This window comes from Nocardia yamanashiensis NBRC 100130, from assembly GCF_001613325.1.
Taxonomy (GTDB): Bacteria; Actinomycetota; Actinomycetes; order Mycobacteriales; family Mycobacteriaceae; genus Nocardia; species Nocardia yamanashiensis.
Genome location: NZ_BDCD01000006.1, coordinates 142,141 through 159,781 on the forward strand (window position 1 = coordinate 142,141; position 17,641 = coordinate 159,781).

A 17,641-nucleotide genomic window follows, 5' to 3' on the forward strand; every position below is an offset into this window, starting at 1 on the left:
TCTCGGGGGCCATGATTCGCAGGTTCTAGTGCGTCAGCTGCTGGACCAGCTCGGAGGCGGTGTTCACGCCGTCGAGGAGTTTGCCCACGTGTGACTTGGTGCCGCGGCGGGGTTCCAGGGTGGGGATGCGGACCAGGGAATCGCCGCCCAGGTCGAAGATCACCGAGTCCCAGCTGGCGGCGGCGATGTCGGCGCCGAAGCGGCGCAGGCATTCGCCGCGGAAGTAGGCGCGGGTGTCGGTGGGCGGGTTGGTCATGGCGTCGACGATCTGCTGTTCGGTGACCAGGCGCTGCATGGAGCCGCGGGCGACGAGGCGGTTGTAGAGGCCCTTGTCCAGGCGGACGTCGGAGTACTGGAGGTCGACCAGGTGGAGTTTGGGGGCGGCCCAGGTGAGGCCTTCGCGGTTGCGCATGCCTTCCAGCAGACGGAGTTTGGCGGTCCAGTCCAGCAGGTCGGCGGTTTCCATGGGATCGCGCTCGAGCAGATCCAGGACGTGGGCCCACTTCTCGATGACGTCCTGCACGCGGGGGTCGTCATTGCCTTCGCGGTCCATGAACTTCTCGACGCGATCGAGGTAGATGCGTTGCAGCGCAAGGCCGGTGAGCTCGCGGCCGTCCGAAAGGGCAACGGTGGCACGCAGAGTGGGGTCGTGGGAGATGGTGTGGACCGCGGTCACGGGGCGGGCCAGCTGCAGATCCGACAGGTCCTCACCGGCCTCGATGAGGTCCAGCACCAGCGCGGTGGTGCCGACCTTGAGGTAGGTCGACCATTCCGACAGGTTGGCATCGCCGATGATGACGTGCAGGCGCCGGTACTTGTCGGCGTCGGCGTGCGGTTCGTCACGGGTGTTGATGATGCCGCGCTTGAGCGTGGTCTCGAGCCCGACCTCGACCTCGATGTAGTCCGCGCGCTGCGACAGCTGGAAGCCCGGGGTGTCACCGGACTGCCCGATGCCCACCCGCCCGGACCCGCAGATCACCTGACGGGAGGCGAAGAACGGGGTCAGGCCCAGGATGATCTGGTTGAAGGGGGTGTCGCGGCTCATCAGGTAGTTCTCGTGGGTGCCGTAGGAGGCGCCCTTGCCGTCGACATTGTTCTTGTAGAGCTGCATGCGGGGTGCGCCGGGCACGCTCGAGGCGTACCGGGCAGCCGCTTCCATGACGCGTTCGCCCGCCTTGTCCCAGATGACCGCGTCCAGGGGGTCGGTGACCTCGGGCGCGGAGTATTCGGGATGGGCATGATCGACATAGAGCCGGGCGCCGTTGGTCAGGATCATGTTCGCCGCGCCGACCTCGTCGGCGTCGATGACCGGGGCGGGCCCGTTGAGCCGGCCCAGATCGAAACCGCGCGCGTCGCGCAGCGGGGATTCCACCTCGTAGTCCCAGCGAGTCCGCTTGGCGCGCGGCACGCCTTCGGCCGCGGCATAGGCGAGCACCGCCTGGGTCGACGTGAGAATCGGGTTGGCCGACGGCTCCGTAGGCGTCGAAATGCCGTACTCGACCTCGATTCCGATGATGCGCTGCATGGGTTCGAGCCTAGGCGAACACCACACCCGGGCGCGGGTGGACTGTCCGGGTTGGGGTCATTCGCGAGTCGGATGCCGCATCGTCCCGCAGGCCGATCCGGAATGACCGGCCCGCCCGGCAGAATGACGCGCATGGTCGAATCGGTCTCCCCGCAACGCGTGACGCCCTCCGCCACCGGCGCGCCGGAGGCATCGAATCCCACTCCCCCACAACCACATTCGTCCCGATTGGCCGCCCTGGACGTATTGCGCGGCATCGCCATCCTGGGCACGCTCGGCACCAATATCTGGATCTTCACCAATGCCGAAGGGCTGCTGGGCTATTTCGCCCACAGTGACGAACCAGACGGCGCCTGGCTGTGGGCGGAACGGTTCCTGCAGCAGCTGGCGCAGGGCAAGTTCCTGGGCCTGCTCACCATCATGTTCGGCATCGGCCTGGCGATTCAGCAGCGTTCGGCGGTCAAGTCGGGGCGACGCTGGCCGGGCGGCTATCCGATTCGCGCGGGTCTGCTGTTCCTGGACGGCCTGCTGAACTTCTTCCTGGTCGCCGAGTTCGATGTACTGATGGGGTACGCCGTCACCGGCCTGGTGGTGGCATTCGTGCTGGCCACGAGCCCGAAGGCGCAACGCCGCTGGCTGATTGTGGCGGCGAGCATCCATGTGACCATGCTGTCGTTGCTCGCGGTCGCCATGGCCTTCGCTCCCGCCGGCGATGCCCCGGCCCGCGAACCCCTGGACCCGAATCCCTATGCCGACGGCTCGTTCTGGGACCTGGTGGTCTTCCGCTGGGAGCACCTGCTGGTCTTCCGCCTGGAACCGATCCTGATCTTCCCCATGTCGATCGCCCTGTTCCTGCTGGGCGCCCGTCTATACCGCGCCGGCGTCTTCCTGCCCGAGGGCGCGCGAATCCGCAAGCGGCTCATGATCATCGGTTTCGCCGTCGCCGCACCCCTGGACTTGGCGCTGGGCATGATCGGCGGGGATCTCATCGTGTTCACCCGCTACGGCCTGGCCCCGTTCGTCGCCATGGGCATCCTGGCCCTGGTCGCCGAGCTGTACGTCCGCCGCCCGGCCCCGGGTCTGGTCGGCCGCCGCTTCGCCGAGGTCGGCCGGATGGCACTGAGCTGCTACATCCTGCAGAACCTGGTCGCGGGCGCCATCTGCTACGGCTGGGGTCTGGGCTTGGCCGAACTGGTCTCCCCGAACGCCCGAGTCCCGTTCACCGTCGGGGTCTACCTGCTGGTGTCGGCGCTCATGCTGGTCTTCGCGCACCTGTGGCTGCGCCGTTTCGAGCGCGGCCCGGTCGAATGGCTGTGGAACGCGAGCTATCGCGCGCTCACCGAACGCCGTCAGCCCGCCGCGGCCTGAGCTCCCGCCCGGGCGATCACCTCGGCCACCACGCTGTCGCGTGAGAGCGGCACGTCCAGGCTGCGGGCGTTGCCCTCGATGAGCGCCAGCACCGATTCGGTGAGGATCCCCTCGACCTGCTCGGAGGTCAGGGTGTCGTCCGAGCGCCAGCTGTTGACGACCCCGTCGACGAACCCGACCATGCCGAATGCCATGGGCCGCGCCCGATTCCGGTCCAGCCCGAAGCGCGCCAGGATATCGGCGAACAGATCCGCCAGCTGCCCGCCGATCCGGTCCCGCGCACCCGCGAGCGCACTCGACGACACGTGCTGCGGGTCGGCCGCGGTGAGGAAACGGTGCAGATTGGGACGCCGTTCCACCCAGCCGACATAGGTCCCGACGGCCCCGCGCACGGCATCGCGCACGGTCCCGTCCGGTCGTAGTCGCGGCAGCAGTTCGGCCAGCAGCTGTTCGAGGATGTGGCGGCGGATGGCCTCGTCCAGATCGGCGCGGCCGTCGAAATGCCGGTACACCACCGGGCGCGGCACATGCAGCCGATCGGCGATCTGCTGCACCGAGATCTCGATGCCGTTCTCCTCGATCACGGCGGTGGCGGCATCGAGCATGTCGGCCCGCCGCCGCGCTTTGTGCCCGTTCCAGCGGGTACTGCGGCCGTCCTCGGCCTGGTTCTGCTTTCTCGCGCTGGTCCCGGTCACGCCGCTCACGATACCCATCCGATCGTTGACCGATACACGGTGTACCACTAATCTGAGTGTAACAGCTTGTATCAGTTATCGAGCGAGGAGCTGTCATGGGCGACAACGCCGTCACCGCCGACACCACTGCCGCACTACTGCCCCGCGAATCCTTCGCCCAGCGCCTGCTGCAGGGTTCGGTGAAGAAGTCCTACGACCCCGTGGTGGATCTGGACTGGGACGCACCCCTGGATCCGGACAAACTCTTCCTGCCCGCGGAGGTGATCTCGCTCTACGGCACCGCGCTGTGGGAGCAGATGACGCCCGAGCAGCGCCGCGAACTGTCCCGCCAGGAACTGGCGAACGTGCTCTCGGTGGGCATCTGGTTCGAGAACCTGCTCAATCGCCTGCTGCTGCGCGAGCTGATGGCCAGCGATCCGACCTCGCGGCACGCGCACTACACGCTCACCGAGATGGGCGACGAATGCCGGCACATGATGATGTTCGGCAAGCTCATCGACCGGGTGGAGGCCCGCCCGTATTGGCCGAATCGCTATGAGCGCCTGACCATCAGCGCGTTGCAGCTGTTCCTGCGCGGGTCGATGGTGTGGGTGGGCGCGCTGGTCGGCGAGGAGATCTTCGACGCGATCCAGCGCCGCACCCTCGACGATCCGCAATTGCAGCCGGTGGTGGCGCGGGCCATGCGCATTCACGTGACCGAGGAGGCGCGGCACATCGGTTTCGCGCGTGACGCGCTGGCGCGGCGGGTGCCGACCATGTCGAAATCCGAACTGGCGTATACGCGCTTGTGTGTGGCGGTGGCCGCGCCGCTGTTCGTGCATCTGATGACGAACTGGCACATGTACAGCCGGGCCGGGATCGAGGACGGGCGTGCGGCCCGCCGGATCGCGCGAAGCAATCCGCACGCGCAGCGCACGCTCGGCACGGGCGCGGCGAATCTCGGTGCGTTCCTGGAGAAGCAGGGGCTGATCGGGCCGCTCGGCAAGCGGATCTGGCGGCGGCGGGGGCTGCTGTGAGGTTCCGGCGGCGGGAGCGTGCCCGCGATCGGAGCCGCAGCGCCTTGCGCGGGCGGGGTACCGGCGACGGCACCGCCGCGGGGGCGCTGGAACCTGAACCCGCGCCGGAATATTCGGGCCCGGCGCTGCTCGACGCACCGGGACTGGAGCTGTCGGTCACGGTGGCGCTGAGCGGTCATCTGGACCCGACAGACGGCCATTTTCATTGGTACGGGCGGATTTCCGCCCCGGAAACGGCGGATCTGCCCGATCCCGGGCGGGGTCAGATCTTTCTCACCCTGCCCGGCGGCACCCCGGTCGCCGGTCGGCTCCAGGAGCGTGATCCGTGGGGCAATCTGCGAGTCACCGGGATCGGCGCGCCACCGTTCCCCTTGGCCGAGGACGATATTCCGGCCTGATCGCAGGCCTCAGTCGAGCCCGATCAGGTCGGCCATCGCCTCGACGGCGTAGTCGAAGAACGGTTCGGCCGGATCCATGCTCCCCACCAGCTGGCCGAACAGTTCGAAGCTCACCGCGCCGAACAGCTGCGTCCAGGCGATGACGAGGCGCACCACCACCGCGTCCGGTACGCCGGGCGCGAGTTCTTTCGCCACCCCGGCGGCCTGCGCGGCGAGGCGCTCGTCGAGCGTCTCGGACCGCTGGGTCAATTGCCCGCTCTCCCAGGCTCGATGGACGATTCCGAGCACCGTGACCGGCACCCGGGAGGCGTGCGCGATGGTGGCTTGCGGCGCTTGATATCCCGGTACGGGCGAGCCGTACACCAGCGCGTATTCGTGCGGGTGCGCGATCGCCCAGTTCCGTACCGCGTGCGCCACCGCCCGCCATTGCGCGCGCGGTGAATCCGCCTGCGCCGCCGCGGCTTCCACGGCCCCGCCGATGGCGTCATACGCCTCGATGATCAGCGCGGTCAGCAGCTCGTCGCGGCTCGGGAAGTACCGGTACAGCGCCGAGGACACCATTCCCAGCTCGCGTGCGATGGCCCGCAGCGACAGTCCGGGCGCGCCGCTGTCGGCCAGTTGCCGGCGTGCGGCGTCGGTGATCTCGCGGGTGATCTCGGCCCGGGCACGCTCCCGGGCGGTCCTGGTGACGCTCATGCGAACAGTGTGCCACATTCCGGATCATCGAAAACTTTCGAGAGCACTGCTCTTGACACGACAGAACCGACGCGTGCACACTGGTCACATCAGAGAGCACTGCTCTCGAATCGGATTCACGAGGAGAACGTCATGGACGCCCACACCGCCGCCACCCGCAATATCGCCCCCACCGGCATCGAGCCGGTCATGAACTGCATGTTCAACCTGCTGCCCAAGCTCGGCATCAGCATTGCCGGTTCCCGGCTGCTGGCGGTGCGCGGCCGCAAGAGCGGCGAATGGCGCACCACCATGGTGAACGTCCTGACCGCCGAGGACGGCACCCGCTACCTCGTCGCCCCGCGCGGTCACACCCAATGGGTCCGCAACCTGCGCGTCGCCGGTTCGGGCGAACTGCGCCTGGGCCGCAAGGCCGAACCGTTCACCGCCGTCGAGGTCGCCGACGCCGACAAGGTGCCCGTGCTGCGCGACTACCTGAAGCGCTGGGGCTGGGAGGTCGGCAAGTTCTTCGAGGGCATCACAAAGAACGCCACCGACGCCGAACTGGCCGATATCGCGCCCGGCTTCCCCGTCTTTCGCATCGCGTGAACAAGATCAGTGGCACACCAGCACGGACAAATCGGGCGACACCCTGCGCTGGTGTGCCACTCGTTCAGCGCAGGGTGTCGAGGGATTCGTCGTCGCGGACGATGCGGGCCTTGCCGTCGGCGGTCAGGACGATGGGGCGCTGGATGAGGCGCGGGTGGGTGGCGAGGGCGTCGATCCAGCGGTCACGGTCGGCGGGGGTCTTGCCCCACGCGCTGACGCCCAGTTCCTTGGCTTCGGCCTCGGCGGTGCGGGTGATCTGCCAGGGTTCGAGGCCGAGTTTGCCCAGGACAGCGCGGATTTCGGCGGCGGTCGGCGGGTTGTCGAGGTAGCGGCGTTCGACATAGTCGGCACCGGTCTCGTCCAGCACCGCTTTGGCCGTGCGGCTCTTGGAGCACTTGGGGTTGTGCCAGATTTCGGTTACTTCGGATGCCATAGCCGCAGCCTAGGCGGTCGCCCGCGGGCGGCCGCGTTCAGAGCCAGTCGACATGCCAGTGGTAGGGGCGCATCCAGTAGAGGCCGGCTTCGGGGATCGGACCGGCCCAGCGCTGCGCGGCTTGTTCGTAATGCCAGCGGTATTCGGGCGCGGGTTCGCCCTCGTGGATTTCGCGCAGATGGCGACGCCAGGTGTTGAGCATCGGCGGAACCGCCATCGGATCCTGCCCCGACGCCCAATCCACGCACCGCCCCATGAGGGTGTCGACCGCGTGATTGGCCGCATTGCGATCCCCGGTACTCAGCGAATGCAGATACGCGGCAACCAGGTTGTAGGCGATCCCGTCGTGCACGGACGTCTGCCCGTTCTCCAGCGCCCAGATCCCCAGATGCGTCGGCCCCTGCTCGTCGATCCACACCTCGTGCGCCTCGGCCACCCGATTGTCGAAGATCAGCGACATCAGCAGCCCCAGCACCGCTTTCCCCACGATCAGCGGATCCGGCTTCCCACTCGCCATCGAATCATCGATCAGCGCACGATAAGCCGCCGCCGCGATCCCCGGCCGCTGCGCATCCAGCAGCGCGTCCGCCGTCTCCCCACCGGCCACCATCTCCGCCGGCGGCTGCGCATGCGGCGTGGCACTCTCCGGATCACTCCCCGAAACCCGCAGGTACTGGGTCGCATTCGCATCCGCCGGCGACGGCGCGTACGTTCCGGCCAACGGCGGCGGCATCGCGCCAGGCCCCGTGAACGGCGGCCCGCTCGGCGGCGGACCCCCGAAAGGACTTGTGCCGGCGGGCGGAACAGCGACCGGCCCTGCTGTGGGCATAGCGACGGTGGGCGGCGTACCCGCCGGTCCCTGGAACGGAATCGCCACGGTCGGTGGCGCACCGAAAGGGTCATCAGCCGATCCCGGTGCGGCGAACGGTCCTTGGGACTGCGGGAGGCCGACCGGACCTGAACCGGGCGGCGTTGTCGCGGTTCCCGGGAAGGGAATCACGATCGCGGACTGCGACTGCGCACCGAACGGATCCGCGGCAGCCTGCGGCTCCACCGCGGCGAACCGATCCACAGGTTCGGAAGGATTCGCGGGCACAGGAGAATTCACGGCGGCGAATGGATCGGCCTGAGCGGGCAAATCCGCAGGTGAGTGTCCATTCGCGGCAGCGAAAGCGTCAATGGAGGCAGGCGAATCCGACGGGGCGAAAGGATCCGCGGCAGCGAGCGGGTCGCCCGGGGCGAAGGGATCCGGGGCGCCGAGCGCGGCCGGTGGTGTGGCGTTGACGGCGGCGGCGTGGTCGAGGTATTCGAGTGCTACACGGGCGAATTCGATGTCGTGGCTGGTGAGCCAGGCGCGGCCGGAGCGTAGGAGGTCGATGAGGTCGGGGCCGGCGCCGTTTTCGATGGCGGCGCAGACGCCGTAGTAGCCGTAGGCGCGGTATTCGTCGTAGCCGTCGCCTTCGGCGACCAGGAGGCGGGCGTAGCGGCTGGCCAGGTCGTGGCGTTCGATATCGCCGAGCAGGGTGCAGGCGGTCATGGCGGCCATCAGGACTTCGCCGTGATCGGCGTGGGCGCGGCGTAGTTCGATGCAGCGGTCGGCCATGGTGACGGCGCTGTCGGCGCGGTCGAGCTGGGTGGCGGCCTCCACGGCCATGGAGTACATGCTGGCCATGGTGGCGGGCGGGATGTCGGCGGGGAAGCGGGCGGGGCCCTGTTCGGCGATCCGCAGGGCCTGCTCGAATTCGCCTGCGGCGAAGGCGGACCGGAAGCGGTAGGAGACGATCCAGCCGTAGTCCTTGGGGTCCGGTGGCGCGGTGAGCCCGTCGTCGAATGCCGTCAGCCTGGCCAGCGCGTCCGGTGCGCGACCCGCGTCCAGCATGCCGCTCGCCTCGTTCATCACCTCGACGAACGCATTTCGATCCACAGCCTCCACGCCTTCCCACATCATTCAGGCCCGGATCGTATGGCGCGCTGCCAGACCGCCGGGCCCAGTGAGGGCAAGGTCATAGTTTGGAAACCCGCGGTATGACCGCGGGCCCGCCGATAATGCCCCGCCCCAACGTAATTGCACCTTACCGGCGTCCGCCAGGGTGCTGCCAACGAGTGGGTCTGCGTGTTGCGTTCGCCGGTGGCGTGGGGTTCGGGCCGCGCCACCGGTGTGCGTGCGCAACGGTTTTCAGCCCGGCACCTTGTCCAGGAAGCCCTGCACGCGGCTGATCCGCCCAGCGGCGAGGGTGATCACGTCGAAGCCGATCACCAGGGGTTCGTCGGCGCCGGGTGCGCCGAGGGTCCAGGTGAATCGGGCGATGTCGTGGTGCCCGTCGACCGGCCCGAGCCCGAATTGCAGTCCGGCGAACTGGGCTTGCGCGCCGGCCACCATCGAGTCGATGGCGTCGGTGCCGGACAGCTGGGCCAGCGGGTCGGTGAATTCGGCGTCGGCCGTGTACAACTCGTCGATCAGCGCTTTGCGCTTGCCGGCGTCCTGCTCGTTCCAGGTGTCGATGTAGCGCTGGGCAATGTTCTCGTATTCGCTCATGTACCAAGCATCTTCGCCGCGGCGCACGGAAGCGATTACGCGTCGGGTAAAGCTTCCGGAGACGACCGTCACAGCCAGTCGATGACCCAGCGCGAGGGGTGTGACCAGTACAGCGGCCCCAGCGGCGCGGTGTATCCGAGCCGCTGTTCGGCCGCTTCGACCTGCGCGAACACCTGCGGCGGCGGGGCGTCGTCGTAGATCTCGGTGAGATGGCGCCGCCAGTTGGTCAGCATGCGCACCACCACCTCGGGTTCGCGCGCGACGGCGTAGTCGGTGCAGTTCGCCATGATGGTGTCCACGGCCCGGGTCGCGGCGGCCTTGTCCCCCGAGGACAGCGAGTGCAGGTACGCCTCGATCAGCCGGTAGCCGATGAGGTCGTGCGCCGAGGTCTGGCCCTGCTCCAGCGCCAGTGTGCCGATCTTGGTGCCGGGCCCGTCGTCCACCCACACTTCGAACGCTTCGCGCACCCGATTGTCGAAGATCAGCGCCTGCAACAGCCCGAGCAGTGATTTGCCCATGATGAGCAGATCCGGCCGGCCGGTGGCAAGCGCGTCGGCGATGAGCGCCCGGTAGGCCGTCTCGGCCCGCGCCGGTTGTCCCGCCGCGAGGAGCTCGTCGGCGTATTCCCCGGCCGCGCACTGCTCGGCCGGTGGCTGCTGCGCCATCGGAGCCGCCTGCGGGCCCTGTCCGGGCGCGAACCGCACCCCGCTGACCCGGTCGACCGCCTCGGCCCGCTCCCGCAACGCCGGGAAGCTCTCGATGAACCCCAGCGCCGCCTGCGCCTGCTGATTCTCGGTCCCCCGCAACCATTCCCGGCCTGCCAGCAACATGTCCATCGCCTCGGGATCGGGCTGCTCGGCCACCAGCTCGCACAGCTGCTGATACCCGTGCGCCCGGTACCGCTCGAACCCCTCCGCCGCGTTCACCAGCAGCATCGAGTACCCCCGCGCCAGGTCGCGCCGCCCGATCCGCCCCAGCAGCGTCCCGGCCGTCATGGCCGCCATCAGCACTTCCTCGCGCTGATTCTGGCTGCGGCGCAGCTCGATACACCGATCCGCCATCCGCACCACCGCATCCGGCTGCCCGAGCCGCGCGGCCGCTTCCATGGCCTCGGAGTACATCGTCCCCACCACCGGCGCGGGCACATCGGCCGGGAACCGTTCGGGTCCGTGCTCGGCCAGCCGCAGCGCCCGCGCGTAATCCCCGGTCTCGAACGCGCCCCGGAACCGGTAGTAGTGGATCCACCCGTAATCCTCGGGCGGCAGCGGCGATTCCAGCCCCGCGTCATAGGCGTCGAGCAGCGCCAGCGCTTCCGCCGCGCGCCCGGCCTGCAGCAGTTGCGTCGACTCCGTCATGACGGCGACGAACTTCTCGCGATCCACCCGTGCACTCCCCTCCGGTCGAACCACGGAGTCTAGGGCACGACCGGATCGGCGGGCGATCTACACGTCGAAGTACAGCTCGAATTCGTAGGGGTGCGGGCGCAGGTTGATTTCCGCGATTTCGGTGTCGCGCTTGATCCGGATCCAGGTGTCGATCAGGTCCTCGGTGAAAACGCCGCCCTGGGTGAGGTATTCGTGGTCGGCTTCGAGCCGGTCGATGACGGCGTCCAGGCTGCCGGGAGTCTGGGTGACCTCGGCCGATTCCTCGGGGGTGAGTTCGTAGAGGTCCTTGTCGATGGGGATGGCGGGCTCGATTTTGTTCATGATGCCGTCGAGTCCGGCCATCATCATCGCGGCGAAGGACAGGTAGGGGTTGCCGGAGGAGTCCGGGCAGCGGAATTCCAGCCGTTTGGCGTACGGGTTCGCGCCGGTTACCGGGATGCGCACCGCGGCGGATCGATTGCGCTGGGAGTAGACGAGATTCACCGGCGCTTCGTACCCGGGCACGAGGCGTTTGTAGGAATTCACCGTGGGATTGGTGAAGGCCAGCAGCGACGGCGCGTGATGCAGCAGCCCGCCGATATAGTGGCGCGCCAGATCGGAGAGCCCCGCATAGCCGGCTTCGTCGTAGAACAGCGGCGTGCCGTCCTTCCACAACGATTGGTGCACATGCATTCCCGAACCGTTGTCGCCGAAAAGCGGTTTGGGCATGAAGGTCACGGTCTTGCCGGACTCCCAGGCGGTGTTCTTGATGATGTACTTGTAGAGCATCAGATCGTCGGCGGCGGCCAGCAGAGTATTGAATTTGTAATTGATTTCGGCCTGTCCGGCGGTTCCGACCTCGTGGTGGCCCTTCTCCAGTTCGAAGCCGGAGACCATGAGGTTGGTGCACATCCGGTCGCGCAGGTCCACATCGTGGTCGTAGGGCGCGACCGGGAAGTATCCACCCTTGGGGCGGATCTTGTAGCCGCGGTTGATGGTCCCGTCCGGGTTCAGCGCCGACCCGGTGTTCCAGTCCGCCGAGGCCGAATCCACCTCGTAGAACGCCTTGTTCATGCTGGTGTCGTAACGCACCGAATCGAAGATGTAGAACTCGGCCTCGGGCCCGAAGTAGGCGGTGTCGGCGAGTGCGGTGGAGCGCAGATATTCCTCGGCCTTGCGGGCCACATTGCGCGGATCGCGGCTGTAGGCCTCGCGGGTGTGCGGATCGTGCACGAAACAGTTGATGTTCAAGGTTTTCGCGGCGCGGAACGAATCCAGTTGCGCGGTGCGCAGATCCGGGAGCAGCAGCATATCGGATTCGTGAATGGCCTGGAATCCGCGCACCGACGAACCGTCGAAGGCGATGCCGTTGTCGACCAGATCGTCGCCGAACATACTTGCGGGAATGGAGAAGTGCTGTTGCACGCCGGGGACGTCACAGAACCGGATGTCGACGTACTCGACTTCCTCGGTGTCGATGTAGTCCTGCACTCCGCTGGTAGTAGGTGGGATCACTGTGGGGCTCCTCGTACAGCCGCACCGCTGCCCGATCGGACGGCCCGGTCGGGGTCCGGTGTCCTCTTCGTGCAATTCACGATACGTCCGACGCATGATCAAGATTCCCGAATCGGACCGGGCCACAGCCTTTGTCACTGTGCACAAATCGCCCCGGGCAGATCTTGCTGATTGCCACTTACCGCGAGCGGACTTTGTGCGGTGTGCTGTATGACACCACGGGGCCGTGGCGGCCCCGCCCACGCATGAGCCAGAGGTAGGTCGTGAGTTCATCCATGGCGGCGCAGCCCGCGCCCGCAGCGGCGGCACAGCCGGCGCCCCGCACCCTGTGCGAGGCGTTCCAGTCCAATGTGACCCGGTATCCGGATGCGGTCGCGCTGCGCACGCTGGGCGGGGCGGTGTCGATCACCTGGGGCGAGTACGGGCGGCGGGTGCGGGCCATCGCGACCGGGCTGGCGGCGCTGGGCATCGGCGCCGGGGACACCGTGGCGCTCATGATGACCAACCGGCCGGAGTTCCATCTGGTCGATACCGGCGTGCTGCACACCGGGGCCACGCCGTTCTCGGTGTACAACACCAATCCGGTGGATCTGCTGGTCTACCAGTACGGCAATGCGGGCAACAAGGCGGTGATCTGCGAGCAGCAGTTCGCGCCGCAGGTGCTGGCGGCGGTGGAAAAGGCGGCGGCGCAGGGCATCACGGTCGAGCACGTGATCTGCGTGGACGGCGCGCCGGAGGGCACCGTGCCGCTGGCCGAGATCGAGGCGACCGAAGCCGCGGACTTCGATTTCGACGCGACGTGGCGCGCGGTCGATCCGCAGAGCGTGCTCACCATCGTCTACACCTCCGGCACCACCGGCCCGCCCAAGGGCGTCGAGCTCACCCACGTGAACTTCCTCGAAAACGCCCGCGTGGTGGACGAATTCGGCGGCGGCACCCCGGCCGATCGCGTGGTGTCCTACCTGCCCGACGCGCACGCCGCCAATCGCTGGGTGGCGCACTATCTTTCGCTGATCTCCGGCGGCCAGATCACCACCAGCCCCGATCTCAAGCAGGTCGCCGCCGCGCTGATCGAGGTCCGGCCGACGGTGTTCCTCGGGGTGCCGCGTGTGTGGGTGAAAGTCAAAGCGGCCCTGGAAGAGCGGCTCGCGGGCGAGAGCCCGGTCAAACGGAAGCTGGTGGGCTGGGCCGTCGCGACCGGCCGTGCCCGCGCCCGCGCGGTCTCCGACGGCCGCGCTCAGGGTGTGCTCGACAAGGTGCAGTACCGCGTGGCCGATCGCCTGGTGCTCGCGTCCATCCGCGCCCGTCTGGGCCTGGACCAGGTGCGCATCGCCGTGACCGGGTCCGCGCCGATCCCCAAGGACACGCACGAGTTCTTCCTGGGTCTGGGTCTGCCGTTGTGCGAGGGGTACGGCATGACCGAATGCACCGCGGCGGCGACGCTGGGCCGCCCGGACCGCATCAAGATCGGGACGGTGGGCACGCCGGTACCGGGCGCACAAGTCCGCATCGCCGAGGACGGGGAGGTCCTGGTGCGCGGGCGCATGGTCATGCGCGGCTACCGCAATGCCCCCGACAAGACGGCCGAGGCCGTGGACGCCGACGGCTGGCTGCACACCGGCGATATCGGCGAACTGGACGCCGAGGGGTTCCTGAAGATCGTCGATCGCAAGAAGGAACTCATCATCAGCGCGCACGGCAAGAACATGTCGCCGACCAATATCGAGAACACCGTCACCGAGAGCACGCCCCTCGCGGGCACGGTGGTGGCGATCGGCGAGGCCCGCCAATACAACACCGCGCTCATCCTGCTGGATCCGGATCTGGCCGCCGCCTTCGCCGAACGCCATCAGCTACCGGACCGCAGCATTGCCGCCCTGGCCGCCGACCCGACCGTGCTGAAAGCCCTGCAAGAGGGCATCGATGCGGCCAATGCCAAGCTCTCGCGGGTGGAACAGATCAAGAAGTTCGCGGTGCTGCCCGAGGTGTGGAATCCGGGATCGGATTGCCTCACGGCCACCGGCAAACTCAGGCGCAAACCCATAGCTATTGCCTATGCGGATACTATCGAGGCGCTGTACAGGTAGTAGGAGAGTTGATGCAGGCACGAACCCGGGACCGGGCGCTCGAGGAGCTGTACCGGCGTGCGGTCGTGGTGCGGGACGAATTCACCAGCGTGCTGCCGCCCTACCGCACCCTGCCGCAGCGATTGGTGGAGAGCGGATTCGAACGCGGCATCAAGCTGAACGTCGAGCTCTACTTCGACTATGTGCGCAGCGGCGTGACCCCCTCCCACGACGACACCCGCGAATTGGTGGAGATCGCGCTGGGCCGGGTGCGCGACGGCGAACCCCTGGAAGAGGTGCTGGGCCGCTACCGCTACGGCGCGGAATTCATCTGGACCCGCCTGCGGGTCGCGGCCGACGAGACCGAACGCGAACTGCTCACCGACGCCGCGCTCTCGCTGCTGCAATACGTGACGCTGGTGACCGAGCGCATCGCGACCGCCTGCCTGCAACGGGCGCACGATCCGCGCTGGGAACTCCTCGACCGCCGCCGGGCCATCGCCGATGCGCTGCTCACCGGGCGCGATCCGATCGAATGGGCCGAGGAACCGGCCATCGCGGTCCCGGACGCGGTGCTCATCGCGGTGTTCCGGCTCGGGGGCGGGCGCGGCACCGACACCAGCGAGCTGCGCCATCGCATCGAAGCGATTCCCGGGGTGTTCCTGCGCCTGGACAGCGGCGGCTGGACCGCGCTGCTGCCGCTGCAACCCGGCGACGACGGCACCGCCACCACCGCCGCGCTCGCCGCCCGTCTGCCCGCTGCCGCGCCCGGGCAACCCGAGCGGCCCGCGCCGTTCTGGGTCGGCGTCACCGCGGCCCCCACCCGCGCGGCGATTCCCGAACAGTTCGCCGAGGCCCGCATGCTCGCCGAACTCGGCCGCTGCCTGGATCGTTCGCAGATCGTGTGCCGGCGCGCCGATCTGATGTTCGAGTACACGGTCGCCGCGGGCGGTCCGGCGCGGGCCGGGCTGGCGGCGGTGCTGGCCCCGCTGGACACCCAGCCGCTGCTGGCCGAAACCCTGGAAGTGTTCGTGGACACCGGATTCAACCAGCTGGCCACCGCGCGGCTGCTCACCATCCACCGCAATACGGTCACCTACCGGCTGGCCCGCGTGCACGAACTCACCGGCCTGGACCCGCATCGCCCCACCGATGCCATGACGCTGTCGGCGGCCCGCATCGCCCGCCGGCTCGAGGCCGCGTCCTTCACGCCGTAGCCCGTTAGGCAAGTGCACAATTCGCTCGCGTGCAGTCTTGGCGATTGCCGATAGCGGCACGCCAGGGCTGTGCGGTGTGCTGAATCCCGACGACGAGGTCGGCACGCGACGCCGTGAGAACGGTTGTGCGCGGCGGCCTCCCGACCGATCCGCAGAGGTAGAACTTGAGAAGCAAGCCCAGGCCGCCGCGTCGCTGCCGAGTCGCGCCACTGGCGATCGCCGGATTCTCCGTGCTCGCCCTGACCGTGTCGGGCACCACGTCCGCCCACGGCGCGCCGGTGTTCGGTCCGGTGCCGGACGCGCCCGCGAATTTCGGCCTGCCCGCCGGCTACCAGCCCACGCCCGCCAAATACGGGGTGGAATATCAGCTGGGACAGGTGGTTTCGCTCTCCGACGGCACCCAGTTGCAGACCGAGGTGCGGTATCCGACCGATCCGGCGACGGGGCAGCGGGCGGCCGGGGAATTCCCGGTGGTCGTCAACTTCACCACCTACGGCGCGGTCACCAGCGCGCTCACCGCCGCGATCACCAGCGTCATCGACGAACTGCACATTCAGCTGCCGGATCAGCTGAAGGACGCCCGCCGCATCATCAATCAGGCCACCTCCATGCAGGACGTGCTGGTGCGGCACGGCTATATCGAGGTGACCGCGGACGTGCGCGGCACCGGCGGTTCCACCGGGGCGTGGAGCCCGGCGTCCAAGCAGGACGGCAAAGACGGTGCGGAGCTGGTGGATTGGGCGGCCAAGCTGCCCGGATCCAATGGCAAGGTCGGCATGTACGGGTATTCGTTCCCGGGTCTGTCGGCCATGCGCACCGCCGAAACCGTGGGCCCCGGTTCGCCGTTGAAGGCGATCGTGCCGTACGCGGTGCCCAACAACATCTTCGACGAGGTGCTCAATCAGGACGGCATGATGAGCCCGCTGCTGCTCACCGTCATCTCGCTCATGGTGCCGTACATGAGCCTGATCGGGCCGTTCCTGAGCGCGACGGTGACGCCGCAGCTGTTCCTGAAGTCGCTCGGTGATCACCTGGCGGCGCTGGTGGGTCAGGACAGCACGGTGAAACTGCTGATCGACGCCTACACCGGTGGCCGCACCGCCTACGACAACGAGTTCTGGCAGGATCGCCGGTTCGAGACCGGGCTGCGAAATCTGGTCGACAACGGCATCGCCATGTATCAGGTCGACGGGTGGTGGGATCTGTATCAGGAAGGCGCGGTGCGCAATTACGCGCAGTTGCAGAACCTGGCCGCCGGGCGCGACCAGTTCGGGCCGATGGCCGCCGATCAGAAAGCCGACGGCCGCTACCAATTGCTCATGGGCCCTTGGTATCACGTCGGCCTGGGCGTGGGCCCGGGGTCGCGGATGGACACCGATCAGATCACCCTGGCCTGGTTCGACCGGTGGCTCAAGGACATCGACAACGGCGTGGACAAGACCGACAAGCCGCTGCACGTGATCGATGCCGGCAATCACGCCGCCGATACCGCCCGCTACCCGTTCGAGCAGGCCGCCGTGCAGCAGCGCTGGTTCGACGGCGACCGCCTGACCGCGGCCCCGCCCGGCCCCGCGGACGCCTCGGATCACCTGGCGTACACCGGAATCGACAATATCTGCAATCGCGAGACGCTCGGCCAATACACGGCGGGCCTGCTGGACTTCGTGTTCCGGGTCTTCACCATCTCCAATCCGTGCACCGAATGGGTGCAGGGGCCGACCGCCGGGCTGAAGTACACCATGGATCCGGTGACCGAGCCGACCATGCTGGCCGGGCCGTCGAGCGTCTCGCTCTACACCTCCTCCACCGGCACCGATGCCGCCTTCCAGGTGTGGCTCGACGATGTGGCTCCCGACGGGACGGCCGTGAACATCACCGGCGGTGCGCAATTGGCGAGCCAGCGCACGCTGAACGAGCAGAAGACCTGGCGCAGCGCCGACGGCACCATCTATGCGCCCGAGCACACGGTGCTGAAGGAGAACGAGCAGCTGCTCGTTCCCGGTGACGTGGTGAAGCTGGACATCAAGCTGCGGCCCACCTTCTACCGGCTGGAGCCGGGCCACGCGCTGCGGCTGCGCATCACCAGCGGCACGTTCCCCTCGACCATTCCCAATCCCGCGGATCTGGGCCGCCTGCTGGGCACTTCGCAGCAGATCCAGCGGAATGCGGTGTACCCGTCCAGTCTGGTGGTCCCACTGGCCCCGGCGGGCGAGTTCACCCACTG

At 68.0% G+C, this 17,641-nt stretch carries 15 protein-coding genes; 7 read left to right on the forward strand and 8 right to left on the reverse strand.

Features of this window, described 5'->3' with window-relative positions:
• Nucleotides 1-25: 25 nt before the first annotated feature.
• Nucleotides 26-1,525, reverse strand: a complete 1,500-nt coding sequence (dop, locus tag NY1_RS06595) for a depupylase/deamidase Dop (RefSeq protein WP_067709480.1) — start codon at nucleotides 1,523-1,525, stop codon at nucleotides 26-28.
• 132 nt (nucleotides 1,526-1,657) lie between these two features.
• On the opposite strand from dop, the gene NY1_RS06600 reads away from it, so the two are divergent.
• The gene (locus tag NY1_RS06600) at nucleotides 1,658-2,893 is read left to right on the forward strand and encodes a DUF418 domain-containing protein (protein WP_084534707.1); all 1,236 of its coding nucleotides are present in this window, start codon (nucleotides 1,658-1,660) and stop codon (nucleotides 2,891-2,893) included.
• Here NY1_RS06600 and NY1_RS06605 read toward each other — a convergent pair.
• Nucleotides 2,875-3,588 carry a TetR/AcrR family transcriptional regulator gene (locus NY1_RS06605; protein ID WP_233434229.1) on the reverse strand — a complete coding sequence of 238 codons (714 nt, stop codon included), beginning with the start codon at nucleotides 3,586-3,588 and terminating at the stop codon, nucleotides 2,875-2,877. The genes NY1_RS06600 and NY1_RS06605 overlap by 19 nt on opposite strands.
• Before the next feature lie 95 nt (nucleotides 3,589-3,683).
• Between NY1_RS06605 and NY1_RS06610 the strand changes: the two genes are divergently transcribed.
• Nucleotides 3,684-4,604 carry an AurF N-oxygenase family protein gene (locus NY1_RS06610; RefSeq protein WP_067709486.1) on the forward strand — a complete coding sequence of 307 codons (921 nt, stop codon included), beginning with the start codon at nucleotides 3,684-3,686 and terminating at the stop codon, nucleotides 4,602-4,604.
• A gap of 44 nt (nucleotides 4,605-4,648) precedes the next feature.
• Nucleotides 4,649-5,002: a DUF4873 domain-containing protein gene (locus NY1_RS06615; protein WP_084534708.1), complete on the forward strand. Its 354-nt coding sequence runs from the start codon at nucleotides 4,649-4,651 to the stop codon at nucleotides 5,000-5,002.
• 9 nt (nucleotides 5,003-5,011) lie between these two features.
• Here the strand turns inward: NY1_RS06615 and NY1_RS06620 are convergent, their stop codons facing one another.
• Nucleotides 5,012-5,698 (reverse strand): TetR/AcrR family transcriptional regulator, encoded by a 687-nt coding sequence (locus NY1_RS06620; protein WP_067709487.1) that lies wholly within the window; start codon nucleotides 5,696-5,698, stop codon nucleotides 5,012-5,014.
• Nucleotides 5,699-5,830: 132 nt separating this feature from the next.
• On the opposite strand from NY1_RS06620, the gene NY1_RS06625 reads away from it, so the two are divergent.
• A complete protein-coding gene (locus tag NY1_RS06625) occupies nucleotides 5,831-6,286 on the forward strand; it encodes a nitroreductase family deazaflavin-dependent oxidoreductase (protein WP_067709488.1) in 456 nt (151 codons plus the stop codon).
• 64 nt (nucleotides 6,287-6,350) lie between these two features.
• Here NY1_RS06625 and NY1_RS06630 read toward each other — a convergent pair whose 3' ends face one another.
• The 5 genes from NY1_RS06630 to glnA form a co-directional block, all read right to left on the reverse strand.
• A complete protein-coding gene (locus tag NY1_RS06630; protein WP_067709489.1) occupies nucleotides 6,351-6,719 on the reverse strand; it encodes an arsenate reductase family protein in 369 nt (122 codons plus the stop codon).
• 37 nt (nucleotides 6,720-6,756) lie between these two features.
• Nucleotides 6,757-8,643 carry a hypothetical protein gene (locus NY1_RS06635; protein ID WP_157762082.1) on the reverse strand — a complete coding sequence of 629 codons (1,887 nt, stop codon included), beginning with the start codon at nucleotides 8,641-8,643 and terminating at the stop codon, nucleotides 6,757-6,759.
• A gap of 252 nt (nucleotides 8,644-8,895) precedes the next feature.
• The gene (locus NY1_RS06640) at nucleotides 8,896-9,255 is read right to left on the reverse strand and encodes a nuclear transport factor 2 family protein (RefSeq protein WP_067709492.1); all 360 of its coding nucleotides are present in this window, start codon (nucleotides 9,253-9,255) and stop codon (nucleotides 8,896-8,898) included.
• A gap of 68 nt (nucleotides 9,256-9,323) precedes the next feature.
• Entirely contained in the window at nucleotides 9,324-10,637 is a 1,314-nt protein-coding gene (locus NY1_RS06645; RefSeq protein ID WP_067709494.1) for a hypothetical protein, read from the reverse strand.
• Between the two features lie 60 nt (nucleotides 10,638-10,697).
• On the reverse strand, nucleotides 10,698-12,134 hold the full coding sequence (gene glnA, locus NY1_RS06650; protein WP_067709496.1) for a type I glutamate--ammonia ligase: 1,437 nt from the start codon (nucleotides 12,132-12,134) through the stop codon (nucleotides 10,698-10,700).
• A 275-nt stretch (nucleotides 12,135-12,409) separates the two neighbouring features.
• On the opposite strand from glnA, the gene NY1_RS06655 reads away from it, so the two are divergent.
• The 3 genes from NY1_RS06655 to NY1_RS06665 all read left to right on the forward strand — a co-directional run.
• Nucleotides 12,410-14,221 (forward strand): AMP-dependent synthetase/ligase, encoded by a 1,812-nt coding sequence (locus NY1_RS06655; protein ID WP_067709498.1) that lies wholly within the window; start codon nucleotides 12,410-12,412, stop codon nucleotides 14,219-14,221.
• A gap of 11 nt (nucleotides 14,222-14,232) precedes the next feature.
• Nucleotides 14,233-15,417 carry a PucR family transcriptional regulator gene (locus NY1_RS06660; RefSeq protein WP_157762083.1) on the forward strand — a complete coding sequence of 395 codons (1,185 nt, stop codon included), beginning with the start codon at nucleotides 14,233-14,235 and terminating at the stop codon, nucleotides 15,415-15,417.
• A 230-nt stretch (nucleotides 15,418-15,647) separates the two neighbouring features.
• Nucleotides 15,648-17,641 (forward strand): CocE/NonD family hydrolase (locus tag NY1_RS06665; protein ID WP_067709502.1); only part of this gene is annotated, 1,994 nt, incomplete at its 3' end.

Bases quoted from the DNA above. Each gene is read 5' to 3' on its own strand.
- dop (WP_067709480.1), bottom strand. From the start codon at position 1,525: ATGCAGCGCATCATCGGAATCGAGGTCGAGTACGGCATTTCGACGCCT.
- NY1_RS06600 (WP_084534707.1), top strand. From the start codon at position 1,658: ATGGTCGAATCGGTCTCCCCGCAACGCGTGACGCCCTCCGCCACCGGC.
- NY1_RS06610 (WP_067709486.1), top strand. From the start codon at position 3,684: ATGGGCGACAACGCCGTCACCGCCGACACCACTGCCGCACTACTGCCC.
- NY1_RS06620 (WP_067709487.1), bottom strand. From the start codon at position 5,698: ATGAGCGTCACCAGGACCGCCCGGGAGCGTGCCCGGGCCGAGATCACC.
- NY1_RS06625 (WP_067709488.1), top strand. From the start codon at position 5,831: ATGGACGCCCACACCGCCGCCACCCGCAATATCGCCCCCACCGGCATC.
- NY1_RS06630 (WP_067709489.1), bottom strand. From the start codon at position 6,719: ATGGCATCCGAAGTAACCGAAATCTGGCACAACCCCAAGTGCTCCAAG.
- NY1_RS06640 (WP_067709492.1), bottom strand. From the start codon at position 9,255: ATGAGCGAATACGAGAACATTGCCCAGCGCTACATCGACACCTGGAAC.
- NY1_RS06655 (WP_067709498.1), top strand. From the start codon at position 12,410: ATGGCGGCGCAGCCCGCGCCCGCAGCGGCGGCACAGCCGGCGCCCCGC.
- NY1_RS06660 (WP_157762083.1), top strand. From the start codon at position 14,233: ATGCAGGCACGAACCCGGGACCGGGCGCTCGAGGAGCTGTACCGGCGT.